At 33.0% G+C, this 23,008-nt stretch carries 4 protein-coding genes; all 4 read right to left on the bottom strand.

The features are described from left to right. Positions 1 to 5: 5 nt before the first annotated feature. The 4 genes from BW951_RS14620 to BW951_RS14605 all read right to left on the bottom strand — a co-directional run bounded on the left by BW951_RS14620 (position 6) and on the right by BW951_RS14605 (position 23,003). Positions 6 to 10,364, bottom strand: coding sequence for a non-ribosomal peptide synthetase (locus tag BW951_RS14620; RefSeq protein ID WP_076394151.1), 10,359 nt, complete (start codon positions 10,362 to 10,364; stop codon positions 6 to 8). Positions 10,365 to 10,548: 184 nt separating this feature from the next. Beyond that, positions 10,549 to 12,159 carry an MBL fold metallo-hydrolase gene (locus BW951_RS14615; RefSeq protein WP_076394149.1) on the bottom strand — a complete coding sequence of 537 codons (1,611 nt, stop codon included), beginning with the start codon at positions 12,157 to 12,159 and terminating at the stop codon, positions 10,549 to 10,551. A gap of 33 nt (positions 12,160 to 12,192) precedes the next feature. Beyond that, complete coding sequence (locus BW951_RS14610) at positions 12,193 to 18,660, bottom strand: non-ribosomal peptide synthetase (protein ID WP_076394147.1); 6,468 nt, start codon at positions 18,658 to 18,660, stop codon at positions 12,193 to 12,195. 20 nt (positions 18,661 to 18,680) lie between these two features. Then, entirely contained in the window at positions 18,681 to 23,003 is a 4,323-nt protein-coding gene (locus BW951_RS14605; RefSeq protein WP_084196448.1) for a type I polyketide synthase, read from the bottom strand. Positions 23,004 to 23,008: the final 5 nt, after the last annotated feature.

Here is a 23,008-nt window from a genome sequence, read left to right as displayed (position 1 = left end):
TTTAATTATTGCGTTTTTACAAAATTCATAAGTTCTTTAATGTATTCTGAAAGGTTTATTTTAGAAGTAGATACTGGTTGTGATAATTGAATTAAAACTCCATTAGAATATTCAAATGCTTTCAGATTAATACCATTAAATTCGGTTATTTCTTCTATAGATTCATTGAAAGAAGCATGCTCTTTCTCCGTGTTTTGGCTTAAATGACTATAGAATCCAAAAATATTTTTTTCGATATCTCTACCGGTTATTTCTTCAATATCTTTTCTAATCATTTCATATGGAATTTTTTGCTCTGTCCTGCATTGTATCATATTCCCATAATTCTTCATTATTTCCTGAACTGAATAATCTTTAAAATCAGGATATGTAACCATAATCAAATTAGTTAATACTCCAATCATATCTTCATATTCTGAATTTTCCCTGTTACTACTCAACATACCAAATAAACCTTTGTTTGGATTATTATAATCAGTAATAATTCTTAAGAAAATTGATAAACAGAATGCATTTAAAGGAAGTGAAACTTTCTGAGATACTTTCTGTAGAATTAAGAAGTCTTCATTTTTTACAAAAACTTCCTGCACTATAAACTTTTGAAAGTATACAAGCTCCTTATCTGAGTTTTTATCATATAATGGGAGCTCAAGTAAGCTTTTAATTTGTTTTTCCTTTATCCTTATTCCTTCATCAGATTTTAAAAATTTTTCTTGGGAATCAATAAAATTAAAATAGTGAGGTTTAACTGTAATCTTTTCATTTGAATTAAAATAAGTTTCCAGTTCATTTTTCAGAATATTAGCTGAATAGTCATCCAATAAAGAGTGATGAATTCCAAAAAACACGTTAGCCTGTGAAATGCCCGAAGTTTTCGTTTTAACTACAAATACTCTTATCAATTCTCCATTGAACAAGTCATAAGGTTGGAATATAAATTCTTTCCCGATAGTCTTGATCTCATCTTCTGATCTGAATTGCAGGTTTTCGGTCTGTATTTTTATTACAATTTCTTCTGGGGATAGATAACACTGTATAACCTGGGAATCCTTTTTCTCAAACTTTGTCATCAAAGAAGGAAATTTAGAAATACATTTTCTAAGTTTCTCTTCAAAACTATTTCCATCAAATTCTTGTAAAGCAATATTAAAATTTACTGATGAGTATTTGTTTCTAATGTGATGATACTGATTAGGAGATATTGCCATCGTATTTCCGTAATTCCATTCATTTTCATCTTCGTTTTCATTTAAAGTCTTAATCAAATTTTTCTGATACAATTGAGATAATTTTTCAATAGTAGATTCATGAAATACATTCTTTGAATAACGGATAATAACATGAAGTTCTCCAGAAACTATGATACCAGAAATATTTAATAAAACTGCTGTTTTCAAATTTTCTTCGGCAATCGATGATCCTATATCCTCAGAAGAGAATTCAAACATTGCCTTTTTATTATCAGCTCCACCTACATCATCGAAACTTCCCATATAACTATACACTACCAGGGGTTCTGAAGAAGAATTTATTTTTTCTCGTAAATAGTGAAGAATACCATACCCTATCCCTTTTTGAGGAATATTTCTTAATGCTTCTTTTACAGTTACTATGGCAGGACAGCTGTCATCACTTATGTCTAATGAAAACGGATATAGACTTGTAAACCAACCTACTGTTCGGCTTACATCCATGTCAGATGAAATGTCTTCTCTACCATGTCCTTCCATTAACACCTTACTTTTATTTATCCCAAAATGTTCCTGCAGTGAAATAGCTATAGCCGTTAATAAAAGATCATTAGCCTCAGCATTATACTTTTTACCCGCATAAGTTTGTAATAAATGAGTAGAATCCTTATCAAGAGAGAATCCCATACTGCTATCAGTAGCATATCTTTCAACTACAGGATAATCTGTAGGAATCATCGGATATTCTTCCAATTCTATATTCTCCCAATATGAACGTTCCTTATTCAGAGAGATATTAGTACTGTAATTTTCCAGAGCCTTACTCCAGCTTTGGAATGAATTTGTTTTTGCCGGAAGCATATATGCATTGCCTAATACAGCTGAATCATATAAATTATTCAGATCTTCCAACAGGATACGCCACGAAACCCCATCTACTACAAGGTGGTGAAGAATTAACAATATCCTATCACCATCACTCATAGATACATGACCTATATGGAATAAAATCCCCGAAGTAATATCAATTGAGCTTTGAAGCAACGTGCCAATATTTTGTAATTGTTCTAGTTCCTCCTCTTCACTTAAGCCTAGCATAACATCAAAATATTCATACTTGTAATGTTTTTCAGATATATCAGCATTGAATTGTGTCCACTCATCCCCATTATTACTATAAATCATACGCAAAGCATCATGATGAATGATCAATTGCTCAATACAATCTTCCAGAATAGAAGCAGAAATTCTTTCAGTACTTTTTAGTACAACTGATTGATTATTATAGTTTTTATTAATAAATTCCTCATTCTCAAAAAAGTAGCGCTGGATAGGTGTGAGATTTATATTTCCGCTCACGACGGACTGCTCTATAGTGGAAACTTCACTAATGATATGATTACTCATCTCATCAAGAATCGGATATTGTAGAATATGTTCTACCTTAAGAGTATAACCCTGTTGTCTTAATTTTGATACGATCTGAATGGATTTGATAGAATCTCCTCCAAGGTTATAATAGTTATCCTTGATACTTATAGGACTATGTTTTAGAATTTGCTCACAAACTTCTACCAAAATACGTTGCATTGGAGTAACAGGAGCAACATACTCGTTCTTTATCATATCCCCAGTAGAAACCTCTGGCAGCAATTTACGGTTGATTTTTCCGTTACTAGTTAAAGGAATACCTTCTAACTCTACATAAAAACTAGGCAACATATGCTGGGGTAACTTATTTTCTAAGTACTTTGTTAAATCATCTTTATCAATACCTCCTTCTGCTACATAATACACCACAAGGTTCTTGTCCCCTTCATGTTCTTTAACTTCTGTAACTACATTCTTAATTCGATCACTATAGTTAATCACATGACTGTCGATCTCACCTAGTTCTATCCTGTGCCCCCTAATTTTAACCTGTTGATCAATTCTGCCTAAATACTCGATATTACCATCAGGTAACCAACGTCCAAGATCTCCGGTTCGATAGACCTTGCTACCTTTAACAAATGGATTATCTATAAACTTCTCCTCTGTCAGGTCGGGTCTGTTTAAATACCCTCTGCTTAATCCAGACCCAGATATATATAATTCTCCTACTACCCCTGCCGGAACTAAATATTTTTGATCATCCAGAATATAGCAATTAAGTGTTGGAATAGGTTTTCCGATATTTGATAGTACAGAGTTTGTATCCTTTGTAGTAAGTTCTTTATAAGTAACATGCACGGTGGTTTCAGTAATTCCGTACATATTAATCATTTTTACATCGGGATACTTATTCTGCCAGTCCTTAAGCATAAAAGGATTCAATGCTTCTCCTCCAAATATTATGTAACGTAATGCTAATTCTCTGTGATTAAATAATTTATCATATTCTGCCAAGTTGTAAAATGCTGCAGGAGTCTGATTCAATATTGTGATCTTATTAGTAATCAGATAATCTAAAAAAGCTCCGACATCCTGTGCAACTCTCTTAGAAATTACATGTAGGGTACCACCAAAAAGAAGTGCTCCATAGGATTCCCATACCGAAAAGTCAAAGTTATAGGAATGAAATAATGTCCATGAATCGCTACTATTAAAATCATAAAGAACATTATCGTTGAAAAATAATCTCACCACATTTTTATGTTCAATCATTACACCTTTAGGGTTACCTGTAGTTCCTGAGGTATAGATTATGTAAGCCAGATTTGTAGGCTGAATGTGAGTATCCGGATTCTCCCCTGAATAATGATCCTTTAAAAGGTCAAACTCTAACCAAAATTTTTCATCTATAATTATTTTTGACTTTGTATCCTCTTTTATATAATCAATCCTATCCTGAGGATAATCATTATCTATAGGCACGTAAGCGCCTCCGGATTTCAAAATCCCAAGAATTGATTTTATCATCTTCTCGCTGCGTGGCAATTGAATACAGATCAGATCATCTCCCTTTATATTATATTCCTCGCGAAGATAATGAGCCAATTGATTGGATTGTTTATTTAACTCCCTATAACTAAGGTTTGTATCTTCAAAAATAACAGCTATATTATCAGGATTAGTTGCTACCTGAGATTCAAATAGGCTTACAATAGTTTCTTCTGAAGGATAATCTACTTCTTTATTATTAAATTCTTCTAAGTGTTTTTTCTCTGTAAGACTTAAATAGTCCATTTCGAATATTTTCTTATCGGCATCAACGAAAATATTTTTCAGCAAATTGGAAAAATGCAATTCAATATTATCCATTAACGATGTATCAAATGCTGAAGCATCATATTTAATATCAAGTACAACTGCATCCTCTGATGGGAATACTGTTATTAAGAAATAGTAATTGGTTTCATCTACTACTTCAACATTCTTTATTTCCTCAATGGACGAGTTATCTCCATTTTCAATATAGCTCTCCACAATAGAATCCTGAACAGGATAGTTCTCAAAAACAATAATATTGTTAATCATATTACTTCCTAATCCGGAAATCGTTTGAATATCTGAAAGATTAGAATAATGATGCGGATTGCTTTGAATAGACTGCGTATGCAGTTCATGAAAAAACTCTTTAACCGTATTCTCTTTGTTATATTTTACTCTGACCGGAACTGTATTGATAAATAGTCCTACCATATTTTCCACATCTTCCAGCTCTGGAGGACGACCTGATACAACCGCTCCAAAAACGGCATCATCTGTTCCGTTATATCTGGAAAGTAAATACCCCCAAACTCCCTGAATATATGTATTGATCGTAATTCCTATATTTTTGCACTGACTTTCGATTCTTTTGAATGAATCTCCTTCAATTTTAATCTTATTATTGACAAGCACTTTAGCGCCAGTGGATGAAGCATGCTCTTTTTTAAACGGAATTATGGTTGGTGATTCTACTCCTTCAAGATAGTTTTTCCAATATGAAAGTGTTGCTTCCTTATTAACTTCCCCTAACCATTTGATATAAGAAGAATACTTCTTGGGTTCCGGTAAATTGACTTCCTTCTCATGTTCCAGTGAATTTAAGATTGTAGAGAAATCATTGATCAAAATACTTAGACACCAACCGTCCATAATAATATGATGATGACTCCAAATAAACTCATAATAACCATTAGGTAACTCTACAATAAGCAAACGCATCTGAGTAGGGTTCCCCAAATTAAAGCCACGATTAATGTCACCCTGCCTGATGTTATCCAATTCAAGTTCTGATTCTAAAATCAAATGTTTGAAATCTACTCTAGCTTTCTTATGTACAATCTGTAAAGGAGTCCCTCCGTAACGGTTTTCAAAAGAAGTCCGAAGAATAGTATGGCGGTTCAATAATATTCCAAAAGCCTTTTCTACAAGAGATAATTCAAGTTCTGAAGACTTAACAAGATAAGAAGTCTGCATAAAATAAACTGAGCCATGCGGATCTACCAGCCAATGATAATATAGGCCCTGCTGCATTGGGGAAAGCTCATAAATATCTTCTATCTCATATCCTTTGCTAATCTGTTCAATAGTATTGAATGATAAGCCTTTATAGGATAAATCAGATGGAGTTAGAATTACAGATGAATCTTCGCTTTCTGTAACCATAGTTTCCAAGTGAGTCTGATAAGATGATAAAAGCTTCTTTATAGTACTTTCGTTAAATACTTTAGTTGAATAACGAATACTAATATTCATCACTCCGTTTACCGTCATACCCGACACATCCAATAAAAGATCTGTAAACAAATTGACAGAAGCTACTGAAGAACCTATATTTTCGGAACTGTAATCAAATAATGAGCGCTTACCTTCCATTTTTGAATCCCCAATTTCGTTAAAATCTCCTAGGTAGTTAAATTGAACAGAAGCCAAACCTGATGATTCAAATGGCTGATCCAGATAATTCAAAATACCATAACCAATACCTTTGTTAGGAATGTTTCGTAAGCCTTCTTTTACACTTACAACTGCTGGTTGTTTTGTGTTGCTAATATCTAATGAAAAAGGATACACACTGGTAAACCAACCTACTGTACGGCTAATATCCAACCCTGTCTTCATGACTTCTCTACCATGCCCCTCCATTAAAACTTTAGTCTTGCTTACACCAAACTGTTCTTGTAGAGATAATGCTAAGCCTGTTAATAAGACATCATTGATCTCTGTACTGTATTTCTTACCTGCACGAGTTTGTAATAATTTCGTACACTCTGCACTCAAGCTAAAACCAAGGGTAGTTTCTAAAATGTTTTTACCTTCTACAGCATAATCCGTAACAAGAGTTTCATAATCTTCAGACTCTACCCCTTCCCAATACAAACGCTCTTTGGATAGCTCAGAACTTCTGCTGTATTCATCCAAAGCTTTACCCCAATTCTGGAAGGAATCAGTTTTGGAAGGAAGTGTTGAAGATAACCCCTGAACACCGGACTCATATAGCTTCCCTAAATCTTCAAGTAATATTCTCCATGAAACACCATCAACGACCAAGTGGTGAACCACTAAAATAATACGGTCTCCATCATTCATTGATACATGGGCGATATGGAATAAAATACCTGATCCAAGATCTATATTATTTTGAAGATCCTCGCCTATTTGCTGTAATTGGGATAACTCTTCAGATTCATTGGCGGTATTTCTGATATCAAAATATTCAAAATGATAATGAACACCATCAATTCCTGCATTATACTGACTCCATGCCTCGTCCTTTTGGCTATATACCATTCTCAGAGCATCATGATGTGACACTAAAGTCTTTATAGAGGATTCCAGTATCTTTCCGGAAAGCCTTTCCTCACTTTTTAAGATAACAGACTGGTTATAGTGATTTTTTTTAGTAATCCCTTTATTCTCAAAAAAATATCTTTGGATTGGCGTAAGAATACTTTCTCCCGAAACCGCTGACTGATCGATTTTGGCAACATCTGTTGTCATATAATGAGCCAACTCCTCTAATACAGGATACTGTAAGATATGTTCCACCTTTAAGCTGTAACCCTGCTGACGAAGCCTTGAAACAATCTGAATGGATTTAATAGAGTCACCTCCCAGGTTATAATAATTATCCCGGATACTGATCGGGCTATGTTTTAAAACCTGCTCACAGACAGAGACCAATACCTGTTCTTCTTCACTCGTTGCAGCTACATATTCATTCTTGATTAAGTCTGAGCTACTCACTTCTGGCAAACTCTTTCTATCGACCTTTCCGTTACTTGTTAAAGGAATTTGATTAAGTTCCACGTAAAAACTTGGAAGCATATATTGTGGAAGCTTACTCTCAAGGTATCTTGATAAATCCTGCTTGTCGATTAATGTATCACTTACATAGTATACTACTAAGCTCTTGTTACCTTCATGCTCTTTTACCTCAGCAACTACTGCTTGAATAGATGGATTGAAAGAAAGCACCTGGCTATCAATCTCACCAAGTTCAATACGATGTCCACGGATCTTAACCTGATGATCGATTCTTCCCATATACTCAATGGATCCATCTGGTAGCCATTTCCCTAAATCTCCGGTACGGTACATTTTAGTGCCAGAAATAAAAGGATTAGCAATAAACTTTTCCTCCGTTAAATCTTCACGGTTCAGATAACCTCGAGCCAAACCTGCTCCAGAAATATACATCTCTCCGCTTACCCCCACAGGAACTAAATGTCCATGAGAATCAAGAATATAAATCTGAGTATTGGCAATTGGCTTACCAATTGATATGGTAGCCGAATCTAAGTCACTTCCTTTTTCCAGTTTATATACAGTAGCACAGATACTGGTCTCAGTTGGGCCATAGGCATTGTAAAAGGTCCCATAATTAAGATATTCTTTAGTTTTTCCTATAATTGCTGATTCACCCGCTGTTATTAATCCTTTTAAATTTTGAAGCTTATTAACATTTAATAACCCGAAAAATGCAGGTGGTAAAGTTACCAGATCAATAAAATGGTTATTTACATACTCTTCAAAAGCGTACGCGTCTTTTCTTACCAAATCACTGAGAATATGCAGAGATTTACCACATAGTAAAGTCATAAAAATCTCGGAGATTGATGCATCAAATGAAAAAGAAGCAAACTGAGCTACATTTTCATAGGCTGAAACCTCAAAGAATTCTTTCTGGAAAAGCATTGTATTCAAAATACCTCCATGAGTATTTAATACTCCTTTGGGTTCTCCCGTAGAGCCTGATGTATAAATAATATAAGCAATATCATCTTTTTTTAAAATTTCTGACTTAAAATCTGAAATACTGTCCCCGGCCATCTCTAAATCAATAGCAATAGATTCACCAGAATAAAAATCCATATCAAAGAAATAGTATGACTCAGTAATTAATAAAGATAAATCTGAAGTCATTACCGTTTTTCTGGATTCAGGAAGATTAGCATCTATAGGAACATATACTGCTCCTAGTTTTAATATTCCAAGGATAGAAATAATCTGATTCTCTCCACGGTTAAGCATTACACCTACCTGATCTCCTTTTTTTATGCCATAATCTTTCTGGAGACGATGCGCTACAGCATTCGCCTGATCATTAAGCTCCTTGTAGCTCAATTTCAAATCTTCGTAAACAACCGCAGTATTATCAGGGGTAAGATTTGCTTGATCTTCAAATAAACTAATAATCGTTGCATCGGTAGGGTAAGTAACTTCACTGGTATTAAAATCGTTTACTAACAATTTCTGATCAGCAGAGCTAAGATAATCTAATTCAGCAAGAGGAATATTTGGAGAATCAACAAATTTTACTAATAATTCTTTGTAGTGTTTCATAAAACTCTGAATCGTATCAGAATGATATAAATCCTTATTATAATTTACCTGTATGTACAGCTGGTTATTCATCATTCCAAAATGAAACTCGATATCATTTTTACAAGTACCATTTTTAATTTCTTTAATGGTATTAGGACCTATCTCATGTACAGAATAGGGATCTTGTTTGGCATCATGAAATGTAAGTGAAATATCAAAAATTGAGTTGTTTGCCTGGTTCTTTTTAAAATCAATATCATTCAGAATCTCACTCAGCGGATATATAGAATGTTCATAAGCTAAGATCAGATTTTCTTTGACTTTATCAAATAAAGTATTAAAACTGTCCATAGAACTTACTTTATTTCTTAATACTAGTGTTCTTAAAAAATAACCAATCTGTTGAGAAAACTCCTCTCTTTCTCTTGCTGCCATCGGAGATCCGATGACGATATCTTCATGTTGAGTGTATTTGTATAAAAGTGATTTTAATACAACAAGAACCCCCATAAAAAGACTGCCATGACGTTTCTGAACCAGGCTGTTTAAAGATTGGGTGTTCTCTTCTGATAAAAACATTTGAAAGGCAAAACTATCATATGTTTTAAAAGACGGTTTTATTTTATTCGTAGGAAACTGAATAGGCTCCGGTAATGGCAAGAGAGTATCTTTCCAATACTTTTTATGGTCTTCAGAAGATAATAATCGTTCATAAGACCAATCTACATAATCTCTATATTGATATTTTACCTCTTTCTCGGGTTCTGTTCCAGTTAAATATTTTTTATATACTAAAAACAGTTCATTTTCAAATATTTTAACAGACCATTCATCTGCAATAATATGATGTATATTATAATAAAAAATACTATTTTCTTCAGGAAGATAAATTAAATAACATCTTAAAAGCGGATCGTTTTCTAAATCAAAATTTACAAGATTATTTTTATTAATAAATTCTACTCCATCCCCGTCATTACTATGGGTAAAATCTACTTCAGCTATATCTGCTACTACATTATTATGGATTACTTGTTCTAAATCACCAGAAGCATTTAGTTTAAAATTAGTCCGTAAAATTTCATATTTATTAATAACAAAATTCAATGCTTTTTTTAACAATTCAATGTGTAAAGTTTCTTGAATATAAAAATGTGCAGGTAAATGATAAGCTATAGACGCCGCAGGATCCTGGCAGGTTACCCATATTTCTCGTTGAACATGAGATGTTCTGTAATGGATATTGCCTTTTTCATCTACAGAAGTATTTGAGAGTAGATTATTTTTAAAAAATTGAACTAAAGAATCTTTATTTATCTTTATTTCCTTCAAAAGCTCATTTGGAATATTTTCTTTTGTAGAAATGATTTCTAAATTATCATTCTTTAATGCAATTTCTATATTATTTTCTTTTAATTTTTCAATGAAATTTTTCATAAATTTTGGTATAATTGATACTTCTATTAAGAATTATCCTTAGTTAATGTAGCTTATAATCCTTGATTACATTTTAATATATAAAAACAATATCAATCTGTTAAGGGTACATAATCCTGAGTTTATATTGAGACTCAAGCAAATCATTTAAAATCTATTTTTAAATTACGATTCAGTAATTCCGTTACACATATTCTATTGTCTTTTCTCCAAATAATCTTTCTGCTCCAATTCCTCTTGATATACATTCTTCCAGTAGTTTATTGGATTCTACAATAGCTTTGGATTCATCTGTATATTTAATAGAACTGATAAAGACAAGCCAAGGCTCCATCCCCATCGCATATACAAATACATCTTTAGGATTAAAAATATCAATAAAAGCCATTCCCTGATTGTAATCAGATCCAGCCAGACGTCGTGAAAGATCTTTGTCTCTTTCTAACTTTTTATACATTAATGGTCCATACAACCAAGATAAAGGAGCTCCTTCACATTCCATTCCCAGGAATAATACATCTACTTCTCCAACGATTCCTTTTACTTTTTCATAAATCTTAGGCTCAATGTTACAGGAGTCTGCTGCAAATAAAAGTCTAATCCCATTATGTAATGAAAAATGATAGCATAACTTACTTCTTACATCAAGATCGGCATGTTCTCCTAAAAATGGAAGTCCTGTAATTACACAATTCTCCATTTCAATACTTTCAAGTTCATTTAATTCAATAACCTGCTTAAAACCTATTTTTTTAAACATAAGCTTCAGATCCGGATCCTGTAAATTTCCTTTACTGCTGCTTGGCACAATAATCGTTTTTATTCTGTGTCGCAATTGCAATAAGGTTTCCAAAAGAATATGATCCTGATGATTGTGGGTGATTAAAACATAATCAATTTCTTCGGGAAGATCATTGATGGTATATCTGTTAACATCGGTTTCATATCCATCATAACTTATAACAGGATCTACCACAATTGATACTTCTTTTGTTTCAACCAAAACACAGGCATGCCCAAAATATCTGGTTCTAACTCCAGGCCCATCATATTTGCGGAATTCTGCAGGTTTTTCCTTCGTGAAAAAGGTTTTAAAAAGTTCTTCTTTTTCAGATGGAATATTTAATAATTCTTTAATTTTATCAAAATCTCCCGGAACCTTTTTCATTCTAAACAGTTCATCTATCACTTCAGATTTGAAGGGGATATCAAGATGAATAACATTTTCATCTGGTAATCTAGGGGTGCTTAGTACAAAAGATCTTGAGTCATCGGAATCAATTAATTGTAAGCTTATAGACTGGGCTGATTCATCATAATATTTACTTGCATATAACAAAGGCTCTATTAATCTATAGTTGACATTATTATTTAAATCGTAATACAGCTCAACATATCCTTTTAGAATTTCAGGAATTTTTTCATACATACTATTCAGAGAAAACCCCTGAACTTCTGTTTGTAAAATATCATTTAACGTTTTTAAGGCATTATCTAATTCTAATAAATGTGCTCTCTTTTCAATAGTCTCGTCATGTAATTTTGTAACTTCATTTACTCTTTCTGTCTGATAATCTATGAAAGGGCCACCCAACATTTTAGGATTTTTAACCGCTAAACTATGTGTCTTTGCATTTTTAATGTAAGAAGACATAATTCTAAGGTGTCTATGCTTTATATTCATCGCCGCAGTGACAGGAGATATAAGGTGTGACCATGCATACCATAGATCCATCAGTGGCTCGATTACAACATTAAGCTTTAAATAATACATATCATTTTTCAAATTTTCCATATTCTTTATAATAAATTTTATAGTGTTTACCGATTAAATAATTGTTCTAAATGTATTTTCTTCCTTATTTTCAACTTCTTTCATTACTTCTGCTAACTCCTTAATGGTTGGCTTTTCAAGGAAAACATTAATTGTCACTGACTTTTTCATTCTCTTTTGTATTTCTCCAATGATTCTGATTGCATTCATACTGTTTCCACCCAACTCAAAGAAGTTATCCATAACTCCTATGTTTTCAATTCTTAATATTTCCTGCCAAATTTCTTTAAGCTGTTCTTCCGATTCATTAGCAGGCGCTACATATTCATTCTTTATCAAATCTGAAGTGCTCACTTCAGGTAAATTCTTTCTGTCGATCTTTCCATTGCTGGTTAAAGGGATATTATCCAGTTCAACATAAAAACTAGGAAGCATATACTGTGGTAATTTTCTCTCAAGATATCTGGACAGATCCTGCTTGTCGATCGGAGTATTACTTACATAATATACCACCAAACTCTTATCTTCCTCATGTTCTTTTACCTCGGTAACTACTCCTTTAATAGAATCACTGAAAGAAAGTACCTGACTGTCGATCTCCCCTAGCTCAATTCGATGCCCACGGATCTTTACCTGATGGTCAATTCTTCCTAAATACTCAATGTTACCATCCATTAGCCATCTTCCTAAATCTCCCGTACGGTACATTTTAGTCCCTGGTAAAAATGGATTATCTACAAACTTCTCTTCCGTTAAATCTTCACGGTTTAAATAACCTTCAGCTAAACCAGCCCCGGAGATATACATCTCGCCACTTACTCCTACTGGAACCAAATGTCCATATTCATCTAAAATATAAATCTGGGTATTAGCGATAGGCTGACCGATAGGGATCGTTGTAAATTCTAAAGCACTCCCTTTTTCAAGTTTATATACCGTTGCACAGATACTACTCTCAGTGGGACCGTAAGCATTATAAAAAGTTCCATACTTCAAATATTCTTTCGTCTTACCCATTACTGCGGATTCTCCTGCCGTAATTAATCCTTTTAAATTTTGAAGCTTATCGATATTTAATAAACTGAAAAAAGCAGGGGGTAAAGTCACCAGATCAATGGAATGACTATTGACATATTCTTCAAAAGCATAAGCATCTTTTCTAGTAGAATCACTCAAAATATGAAGACTCTTACCACTAAGCAAAGTCATAAATATCTCAGAAATAGAAGCATCAAAAGAAAAAGAAGCAAACTGAGCTACATTTTCATACAATGAAACTTCAAAGAATTCCTTCTGGTATAACATCGTATTCAAAATACCTCCATGGGTATTCAAAACACCTTTGGGCTCTCCTGTAGAACCGGAAGTATAAATGATATAGGCAATATCATCTTTTTCTAAAACTACGGACTGAAAGCCAGAAGCATCTTCTTCTGTGAATTCTAAATCGATCGAAAAAGATTCACCGGAGTAGAAATCAAGATCAAAGAAATAATAAGATTCCGTGATCAGTAAAGATAGACCGGAGGTCATCACCGCTTTCCTGGATTCAGGAAGGTTAGCATCTACAGGTACATAAACCGCTCCTAATTTTAATATCCCTAAAATGGAAATAATCTGATTTTCTCCTCGGTTTAGCATGACACCTACCTGATCTCCTTTCTTGATTCCATAAGCACTCTGTAACTGAACAGCTAGGCTTGATGCTTTTTCATTCAATTCGGCATAGCTTAACCCCAAATCCTCATAAACAACAGCAATATCCTCCGGAGTAAGACCCACCTGATCTTCAAACAAGCTGACAACACTTTGATTATCCGGATATTGAACAAAAGTATTATTAAAATCTTTTAACAATAATTCCTCTTCAGCAGAACTTAAATAATTAAATTCTGAAAGAGGCTCATCCGGAGAATCAATAAGATGCTCTATCATGTTTTTTAAATGAGCAACAAACTTCTCAACAGCCTCTCTATCATATAAATCAGTATTATAAGTTGCAATTCCTAATAATTCATGATCACCTTCAGAGAAGTTAAATTCAATATCATTCTTAGAAATATCATAGGCAAGCGGATGGCTTTCAATGACCAGATCATCCATTTCTTTTGGCCCATCAAATAAAACCATATTATTATGATTGTTCAATACTACAGATACATCATAAAGAGCTGACTTGCTGATATCTTTTTGATAGTTTATATCATTGAGCATTTGATCAAAAGGATAGTTTCCATTAGAAAATGCATCTATAATATTCTTTTTTTCCTTTGCTAAGAATGTACTGAAGGAGTCATTATTATCAATGTTTGACCTTAAAGGAATTGTATTAAGGAAAAGCCCAAGCTGATTTTCTAAGTCCGAATGATCTCTGCCAGAGAATGTTGTTCCGATGATCACATCATTTTGATGGGTATATTTATTTAGCAATACTTTGGTACAAGCTACCAAATAGGTAAATAAAGAGATGTTATTTCCTTGTAAAAAGCGTTTCACTTTTTTTACATTTTCATCATGAATTACAAACTTACATTTATCTCCATTGAAAGTCTGATACTTCTTTCTTTTTCCTGAAAAAGGCAGTTCAACCCTTTTTATATCATCGGAAAGAGCATTGATCCAAAAATCTCTGTTCTCCTCAACATTTTTCTTGTTCACCCAATTTGCGTAATCTTTATACTGGATTTTAAGATCTGGTAAATTGGGAGATTCATTTCGTACTAGGTAATTATACGTTTTTATAATTTCTGAAGCAAAAAGATTACTTGACCATCCATCACAAATAATATGATGAGTGTTAAACCACAGAATATATTCATCGTTATCAACTTTAATCAGATATATTTTGAATAAAGGAAACTCATCTAATTTAAAGTTGATTTTTTTGGTATTCAGAAGCTCCGTTAGCTCCTGATCCTTATTTGGTGAGGAAGATAAATCAATACTCTCAATTTTAAAATCAATCTTGTCAAAAGGTAAAACCTGTTGAAAAACGGTTCCATTTATATTAATGAAAATGGTTCTTAAGATTTCATACCGATCAACAAGAAATTTAAATGAGTCTTCAAGCTTTGAAGCTTCCAAAGCTCCCTTTAATTTATAGGCTTCACTAACATTATAGGTAGCCGAAGCTTCATGATTTTGCTGGATCACCCAAAATCTGTATTGAGCTGCAGTGATTGGGTAATATTTAGCTTCTTCAACTTTCTCAATAGGTTCAAAGTTTTCAAAATTGGCATCTCCTAATATTTTTTGGACTACCAAATCAATTCTTGGGTTTTCCATAAAATCTTTTATGGAAATGGTTTTATTAAAAGTAGTTTTAATCTTGTTGATAATTCTTATAAGAATCAGACTGTGTCCCCCCAATTCAAAGAAATTATCTGTAACTCCTATATTTTCTACTCCCAATATCTCTTCCCAGATCTCTTTTAATTGTCTTTCAGCTTCATTTCTCGGAGCTATATATTCGTTCCTGATTAGATCTTTTGAACTTACCTCTGGTAAATTCTTTCTATCAATCTTTCCGTTGCTTGTTAATGGAATATTTTCTAACACTACGTAAAAGCTTGGTAGCATATATTGAGGTAACTTGGTCTCTAAATAATGAGATAAATCCTGCTTGTCAATGACAGAATCGCATACATAGTATACTATCAAACTCTTATCTCCTTCATGTTCTTTCACTTCAGTAACAACAGCTTTGATTGATTCACTGTACGAAAGTACCTGGTTATCAATCTCGCTTAGCTCGATACGATGACCACGAATCTTTACCTGATGGTCGGTTCTTCCTAAATATTCTATATTACCATCTGGTAACCATCTGCCCAAATCTCCAGTGCGGTACATCTTAGTACCTTCCACAAAAGGATTGTCTATAAACCTTTCCTTGGTTAAGTCTTCACGTTTTAGGTAACCGCGAGCCAAACCGTCTCCCGAGATATACAATTCTCCGGTTATTCCTATTGGTACTATTTGATGTGAGCCATCTAAAACATACATCTGTGTATTTGATATAGGCTTACCGATTGGTATAACAGCATTTTTTATATTTTTTATACAATCATAATACGTCACATCTATACATGCTTCTGTAGGACCGTATAGATTGACCAACGAAACGTTCTCTGGAAATAATCTGTAAAATAGCTCCTTATGGTAAACAGATAAAGCCTCACCACTGGTAAAAACTGTTTTCAGGCTCATCAGTTTTTGTTTTTCTTCATGTGTGGTATCTATATGATTCAAGAAAGCAGTAAACATCGATGGAACAAAATGAATAACACTCACATTGTCCTTTTCTATTGCATCGGAGATCAGGGATGGATCTTTTTCATCTCCCTGTTTAGGAAAAGATAATGCTGCTCCATATATACAACCCCAAAGAAGTTCCCAAACAGATACATCAAAGGTATAAGATGTCTTTTGAATAAGCACATCTCCATCTGTTATAGGATAGCGGGATTGCATCCAGATCAATCGGTTAATAAGAGAGCTATGCTCGATCATGACTCCTTTTGGATTTCCTGTTGTTCCTGACGTATAGATAATATAAGCAAGGTGATCTGGTCTTATATTGCTATTTACATTCTCCGTTGAATATGTTTCTTTTAAGGATTCAAACTCCAAAAGAAAAGATTCGTCAATATTGGCTTTGGCTTGAGTATCATTTAAAATGAAATCTATTCTTTCTTGTGGGTAATCAATAGCTATAGGAACATAAGCCCCTCCCGATTTCAAAATTCCTAAAATTGCAACCAGCATACTCTCACTGCGAGGCACTTGAATACTGATCAGATCATCTCCCTGAATAGAATATTTTTCACGTAAATAATGTGCCAACTGATTCGATCTTGCATTCAGTTCTGAATAACTCAAGGAAATATCTTCATAAATAACAGCTGTCTGATCGGGTGTTCTTAATACCTGCTTTTCAAATAAACTTATAATGGTTTCACCTGAAGGATAAGTAACTTCTGTACAATTGAATGAATCCAAAATTGCCATTTCATGAGCATCTATATAATCCAGAGATTTTAAAGGGGTATCGGAAGTGCTTACAAACTGATGGAGAACTTGTTTGAAATGATTTATAAATGAAATAATTGTTTCTTTATCATAAATGTCTACATTAAGTGTAGTAACCATTTCTAAAAATGAACCTTTATTTATAAACTCAAAATTGATATCAAAAGCTCTTTGAGTAAATCCTATTTCTTCTATTTCATCACTTTGTGCTATATTCGACTCATTATCCACAAAATCCTGAAAAACGACAGTGATATCAAATAAAGGATTTCTGGAAGTATCTTGGGGTAATTGTAAATTTTCAATCAACAAATCAAAAGGATAATCCTGATGCGTAAATGCTTTTGTAAAAGATTCTTTTACCTTTCTGAAAATATCTACTAGTGTATCTTTCTCAGAATCTAACACACTATTTAATACAATTGTATTTACAAAAAGTCCGGGCATTTCATTAAGGCTTGGATGATTTCTACCAGAGGTAAAAGTTCCTAATGTAATGTCGTTTTCTGAAGTATATTTATTCAATAAAACATTAATGGCACTCAGTAGAATCACGTTCAAAGTTCCCATATTCTGTTTTGCAAAAGCATCTAATTTTTGGGTAAGATCTGATGAAATAACAGTTTTTAATGAGTAGCTGTTGAATGTTTTAATAGAGGGTCTTTTGGTATATGAAGGCAAATCGATTGCAGGAATTTTCTTTGACAAAAGATCAACCCAGTAACGTTGCGAAGCAATATAATTTCCGTTTTTAATCCCTGCAATTTTCCAATAGGTATAATCCAGATATTGCAATTTCGGACTGTTTATGTCTTCCGAATGAGATAATGCTTGATAATAGTTTAAAATATTTTGCTTTACAAGGTTTAGAGATACTCCATCAATAATAATATGGTGGAAGATAAAATATACCACTGTCTTATCTTTGAGCTCATAAATTTTAGCTCTAAGCAAAGGTCCTTTACTCAGATCAAACGCTAATGAATTCAAGTTTTGAACAGTCATTTCTATTACTTTTATACCGTCTGATTCACCTTTAAGATCAATAATTTCAACATCAAATCCGATGTTATTTTCTTCTAAAACGATCTGTCTTATTTCCCCTTGATCATTGAGATTAAATACTGTTCTGAAAATCTCAAAATTTTTGATCAGTTGTAAAACAGCAAGCCTGATTACTTCAGGATTATATGTTAAAGGAAATTCAATAGGATGATTAATATGATAAGCCTTCGATCCTTCTTCTGTAAGACTTTGCAGCCATAATCTTTTTTGGGCATCTGATACCGGGTGATCTTCTTTGGTAGAAGTATGTTTGGTAATACTATTAGAATTATATTTTAGAATATAAGAAATAATCTCTTCTTTGTGAATTCTAATTCTTTTAATAAGACTCTCTTCAATATCCTCTGTGGTATCAATAACAAGGTTATTATCCTTTACAGATAGTTGGATATTTTTAACTTTTAATTCTTCTAATAAATTTAACATATCGTTGTAAAAAGTATAATTTATATTATAATAGTTTTTTGATTGGCAGCATTGCCTATTTCCGTTTTTGATACATATGATATCATTTCTATATGCAAGGCAAGTCCTTTTATTGTGGGAGAAGTATAAAGATCCTGTGGTGTTAATTCAAGGTTGAATTCCTTATTTATACTTTTCAAAATAGTCATTGCTTTTAATGAATCTCCACCCAATTCGAAGAAATTGTCTGTTATTCCCACTTTTTTAGGGGAAAAAAAGTCATTAAATACTTTACAAAGCTTCATTTCCGTAATGGAAACAGGTTCTACATAATCACTGCTATAGATATTGCTTGCAGAAGTATTTTCTGTTTGGTTATTATCTAATTTATAATCATATGTCAGGTAATCATTAGGATTTTTCACTGAAGCAATTATCTGATGATTTTGGGCATGAGAAAGTACAGTAGCTTTAAAGATTTCAATTAATTTAATTTCATTGATGGCGTTCTCACTAAATCCATCCAGATTAATATTTATCCAGTTATTAGGTTTAGACTTCCCAATAAAATAATCCATATAAGAATTCGCTACAGAATAAGCTCCAAAAGTCTGTCCCCCAAGGATTGTTGATAAACTTGAACTTATCCATACAAAATCAGGGTTCCTATCGTAAAAAATATTATATAAATTAATAATTCCCTGTATTTTGGAAGAGAATTGATCCTGAATTACCTCTATATTAATATGTTCTACAAGTTTTAGAGAATCAGCCGAAGTGTTTCCCGCTAAGTTCAACACCCCATCTATTTTTCTATATTTTTGTTCTATAAGAGCTATTGTAGATTTTAACGATTGAAAGTTTGAAATATCAGCATTGTAATAGGCTATTTCAATTCCTATTCTGTTTCTAAACCCTTCATCAAGATCATCAATTGGCTTTCTACCAATTACAACAATTTTAGCATTGTTTTTTAACAGATAATTGATCAACACCTTTCCTATTTTACCCGAACCTCCTATGACAACAATAACTTTGGAATCTATCACAGTATCTTTACTTTTTTCCGTACTCCATCTTTCATAAAATGGAATATATCTTTGATCCTCTTTATAGGTAACAACTGGATCGGAAAAGTTGTATTCTATTTCATCAATAATTTTATCATAAGCAATATTATTTCCTGACGGAATATCTAAAAGGAAACTGAAAATATTTTTATTTTCCTGGGCACAAACATACAGCTGGCTAAATGAAGATAGCAATGTGATATTACTATTTTCATTAAGTTCCATATTATTTAAATCTCCTAATAATGTGATCTTAGAGTTTGATATGGAATCATTATAAATTAAAAATTTTCCAATGATATTAAACAACCTAAAAACAGAGATCATAGAATTTGATTGGTCATCTTGTATGTTCCAGTTAAAAATAATCTGATATCTTGTGATACCTGTCTCCTTGATTTTATCTAAATAATCTTTAACAGCATCAAGGTCTATTTTCTGATTTTCTTTCAAAAATTCATTCTTTCTGACCTCTACAAAGTCAATTCTCCTACGCTCCAATTCCTGAATGATATTTTGTGATAAAATATGGTTTTCAGAAAAAATAATGTAAGTTGTTTTTTCCTCTTGTACGCCTTTACGTAACTCACTTTTTTTCCATCTTTTCTGATAAAAAAGATCTGAGGACGAAGGATTATTATCCATTGTAAACCTTTTAAAAGTGTTTACGTGGAAATCCAATTTATTTTTTTCAAATGCATAGGTTGGCAATGAGGTCTTTTTTGTATTTTTATTGTGATAATATTTTTTCCAATCTATTTCAACGCCTAACTGCCACAATTCTCCTAAAGCCCTGTTAAGAAGTTGCTGTTCTTCATTTTCACCAGACTTTCGCAATACCTGAATAATGGTATTGTCTTTATAGAATTGATTTTGCCTAATCGCATTGGCTAATGTAGAAGGTCCTAACTCGATGAATATATAATCATTTGGATCCTTCAGAATGTTTTGAATACCTTTTTCAAAAAGAACCGTATTCAACATTTGCTCTTTCCAATATTGAGGCGATTTTGTTTCATCCCTTAAAATAATACCTGCGGTAAGATTTGATATATACGGAATCTCAGGTGTCGACAAGGTAATGTCAGTAAATAAGTTTTCAAAGTCCGCAGAAATCTCATCCATCATACGGGAATGAAATGCATGCGAGGTTTTTAAAACAGTCGTAGTTATATTTTTTTCATTGAATATAGTGCTGAACTCCAAAATATCTTCTTCTGTTCCTGATAAGACTGTCGTCTGCTCTGAATTGATCGCTGCTACTGACACTTTATCCGAAATTTCATTTTTTATTTGATTAAAAGGGGCATTTACTGCTATCATTTTTCCGGCTGGTACTTTGCTCATCAATAAAGCTCTTTCCGCAACCAGTACCAGACCATCTTCAAAAGAAAGTACTCCAGAAATACTCGCTGCAACATATTCTCCTAAACTATGACCTATCATTAATGAAGGTTTTATTCCCAGTTCAATAAGAAATTTCGCTAATGCATATTCAATAAGGAATAATAAGGGCTGGGTGTATTGTGTTTCATTAATTTTCGCTGGATCAAAAGTGCCTGTACGATCATATCCCAGAATCTGAGAATAATCTGTATTGAATTTATTATTCAATATCAAAAGCCCTTGATCTATATATTGTTTAAAACCTTCTTCCTGATGATACAGCTGCTCCCCCATTTTAAAATACTGTGCACCTTGTCCTGGAAAAACAAAAACAATCTGATGTGAAGTTTTTACTTTTTGGTAAATATTTTTCTTAGTTTCTAATTCATTTAATAGATCTTCTCTGTTCCTAAAAACAATTGTATTTCTATAGTCAAACTGAGCTCTCCCCGTGTTTAATGAGTAAGAAAGATCGGACAAATTAATTTCTTGATTTTCTGTAATGAATTTTTTTAGTTTTGTAAAATATTGTTTTAAAGCTTCTGATTTTTTGGCAGAATATGCTATGATATTGCTTTCTGCTCTATTTTCATTGTTGGTATTAGCAGGTATAAAATTTTCCAATATGGTATGAGCGTTAGTTCCCCCAATCCCAAAACTGCTTACCCCTGCAATCAATGGACGGTTATCTTTTTCTTCCCATGGTTTCACTTCCGTATTAACATAAAAAGGACCTTTGCCAAAACTTATTTCTGCGTTAGCGTTTACATAATGTAATGATGGCGGTATTATTTTATTCTTTAAGGATAGTGCTGTTTTAATGATTCCCGCAACTCCTGCTGCATTACCAGTATGTCCTAAGTTTGACTTCACAGCTCCTATGGCACATTTCAAAGATTGGTCATAGTTAAATGACTTATTAAGCGCTTCTATTTCAATAGGGTCTCCCAATTTTGTTCCGGTACCATGAGTCTCTATATAAGAAATCTCATCAATGGAAATCTTAGCAAAATTATGAGCCAGCTTTATACAATCAGATTGTCCTGAAACGCTGGGTGCTGTATAACCTACTTTTCTTTTTCCATCGTTATTAACAGCTGTCGCTCTTATGATGGCATAGATTTGATCATTATCATTAATGGCATCTTCTAATCTCTTCAATACAACAATACCACCGCCTTCTGTACCTACAGTTCCTGTTGAATTTTCATCAAATGCCCTGCAATGTCCATCTTTAGAGGAGATCATTCCCTCTTCATACATATATCCCTTTTCATCTTTGGTATTTAAAGCGATTCCTCCTGCGATCGCCATAGAACACTCTCTTAATAACAAAGCCCTACATGCCGTATGAATAGCAACCATAGAGCTTGAGCATGCAGTATCCATGAAAATACTAGGTCCCTTTAAATTCAGATTATATGAAATTAAAGAACTACAATAATTTTTATTATTGATTTGTGATAAATAAAAAGGATCTACTGTATCTTTTTTATTTATAGTTGTATGGGCAATCCAATTGAAATTGTCAGGAGCAGTAAGATATAATCCTACTTTATCCTGAACTTTTAATGGATCATAGCAAGAATCTTCAAATGCCTCCCAAACCAGTTGGTGTAAAATTCTGGTTTGCGGATCCATACTATTAGCCTCGTCTTTCGTATAGCCAAAAAATGAATAATCAAAAGCATCAGAATTTTCAATGAATGTTTTCACTTTCACATAATCAGGATTTTGTATTGTCTTCGCTTCTATTCCACTTTCTAACAATTCCTGATCTGTATAAAACTGAATCAGTTCATTTCCATTGACAAGCTTCTCCCAAAATGTATGGGGATTGTCACAGTCAGAAAACATACACGAAATGCCTATTATTGCGATGTCTCTTTTTAAGGATTCTCTTTTCATAGTAA

This window comes from Chryseobacterium gambrini, from assembly GCF_900156825.1.
GTDB classification, from domain to species: Bacteria; Bacteroidota; Bacteroidia; order Flavobacteriales; family Weeksellaceae; genus Chryseobacterium; species Chryseobacterium gambrini.
Note: the sequence above shows the minus strand (reverse complement) of the source record. Positions and strands in the feature narration are given on the sequence as shown.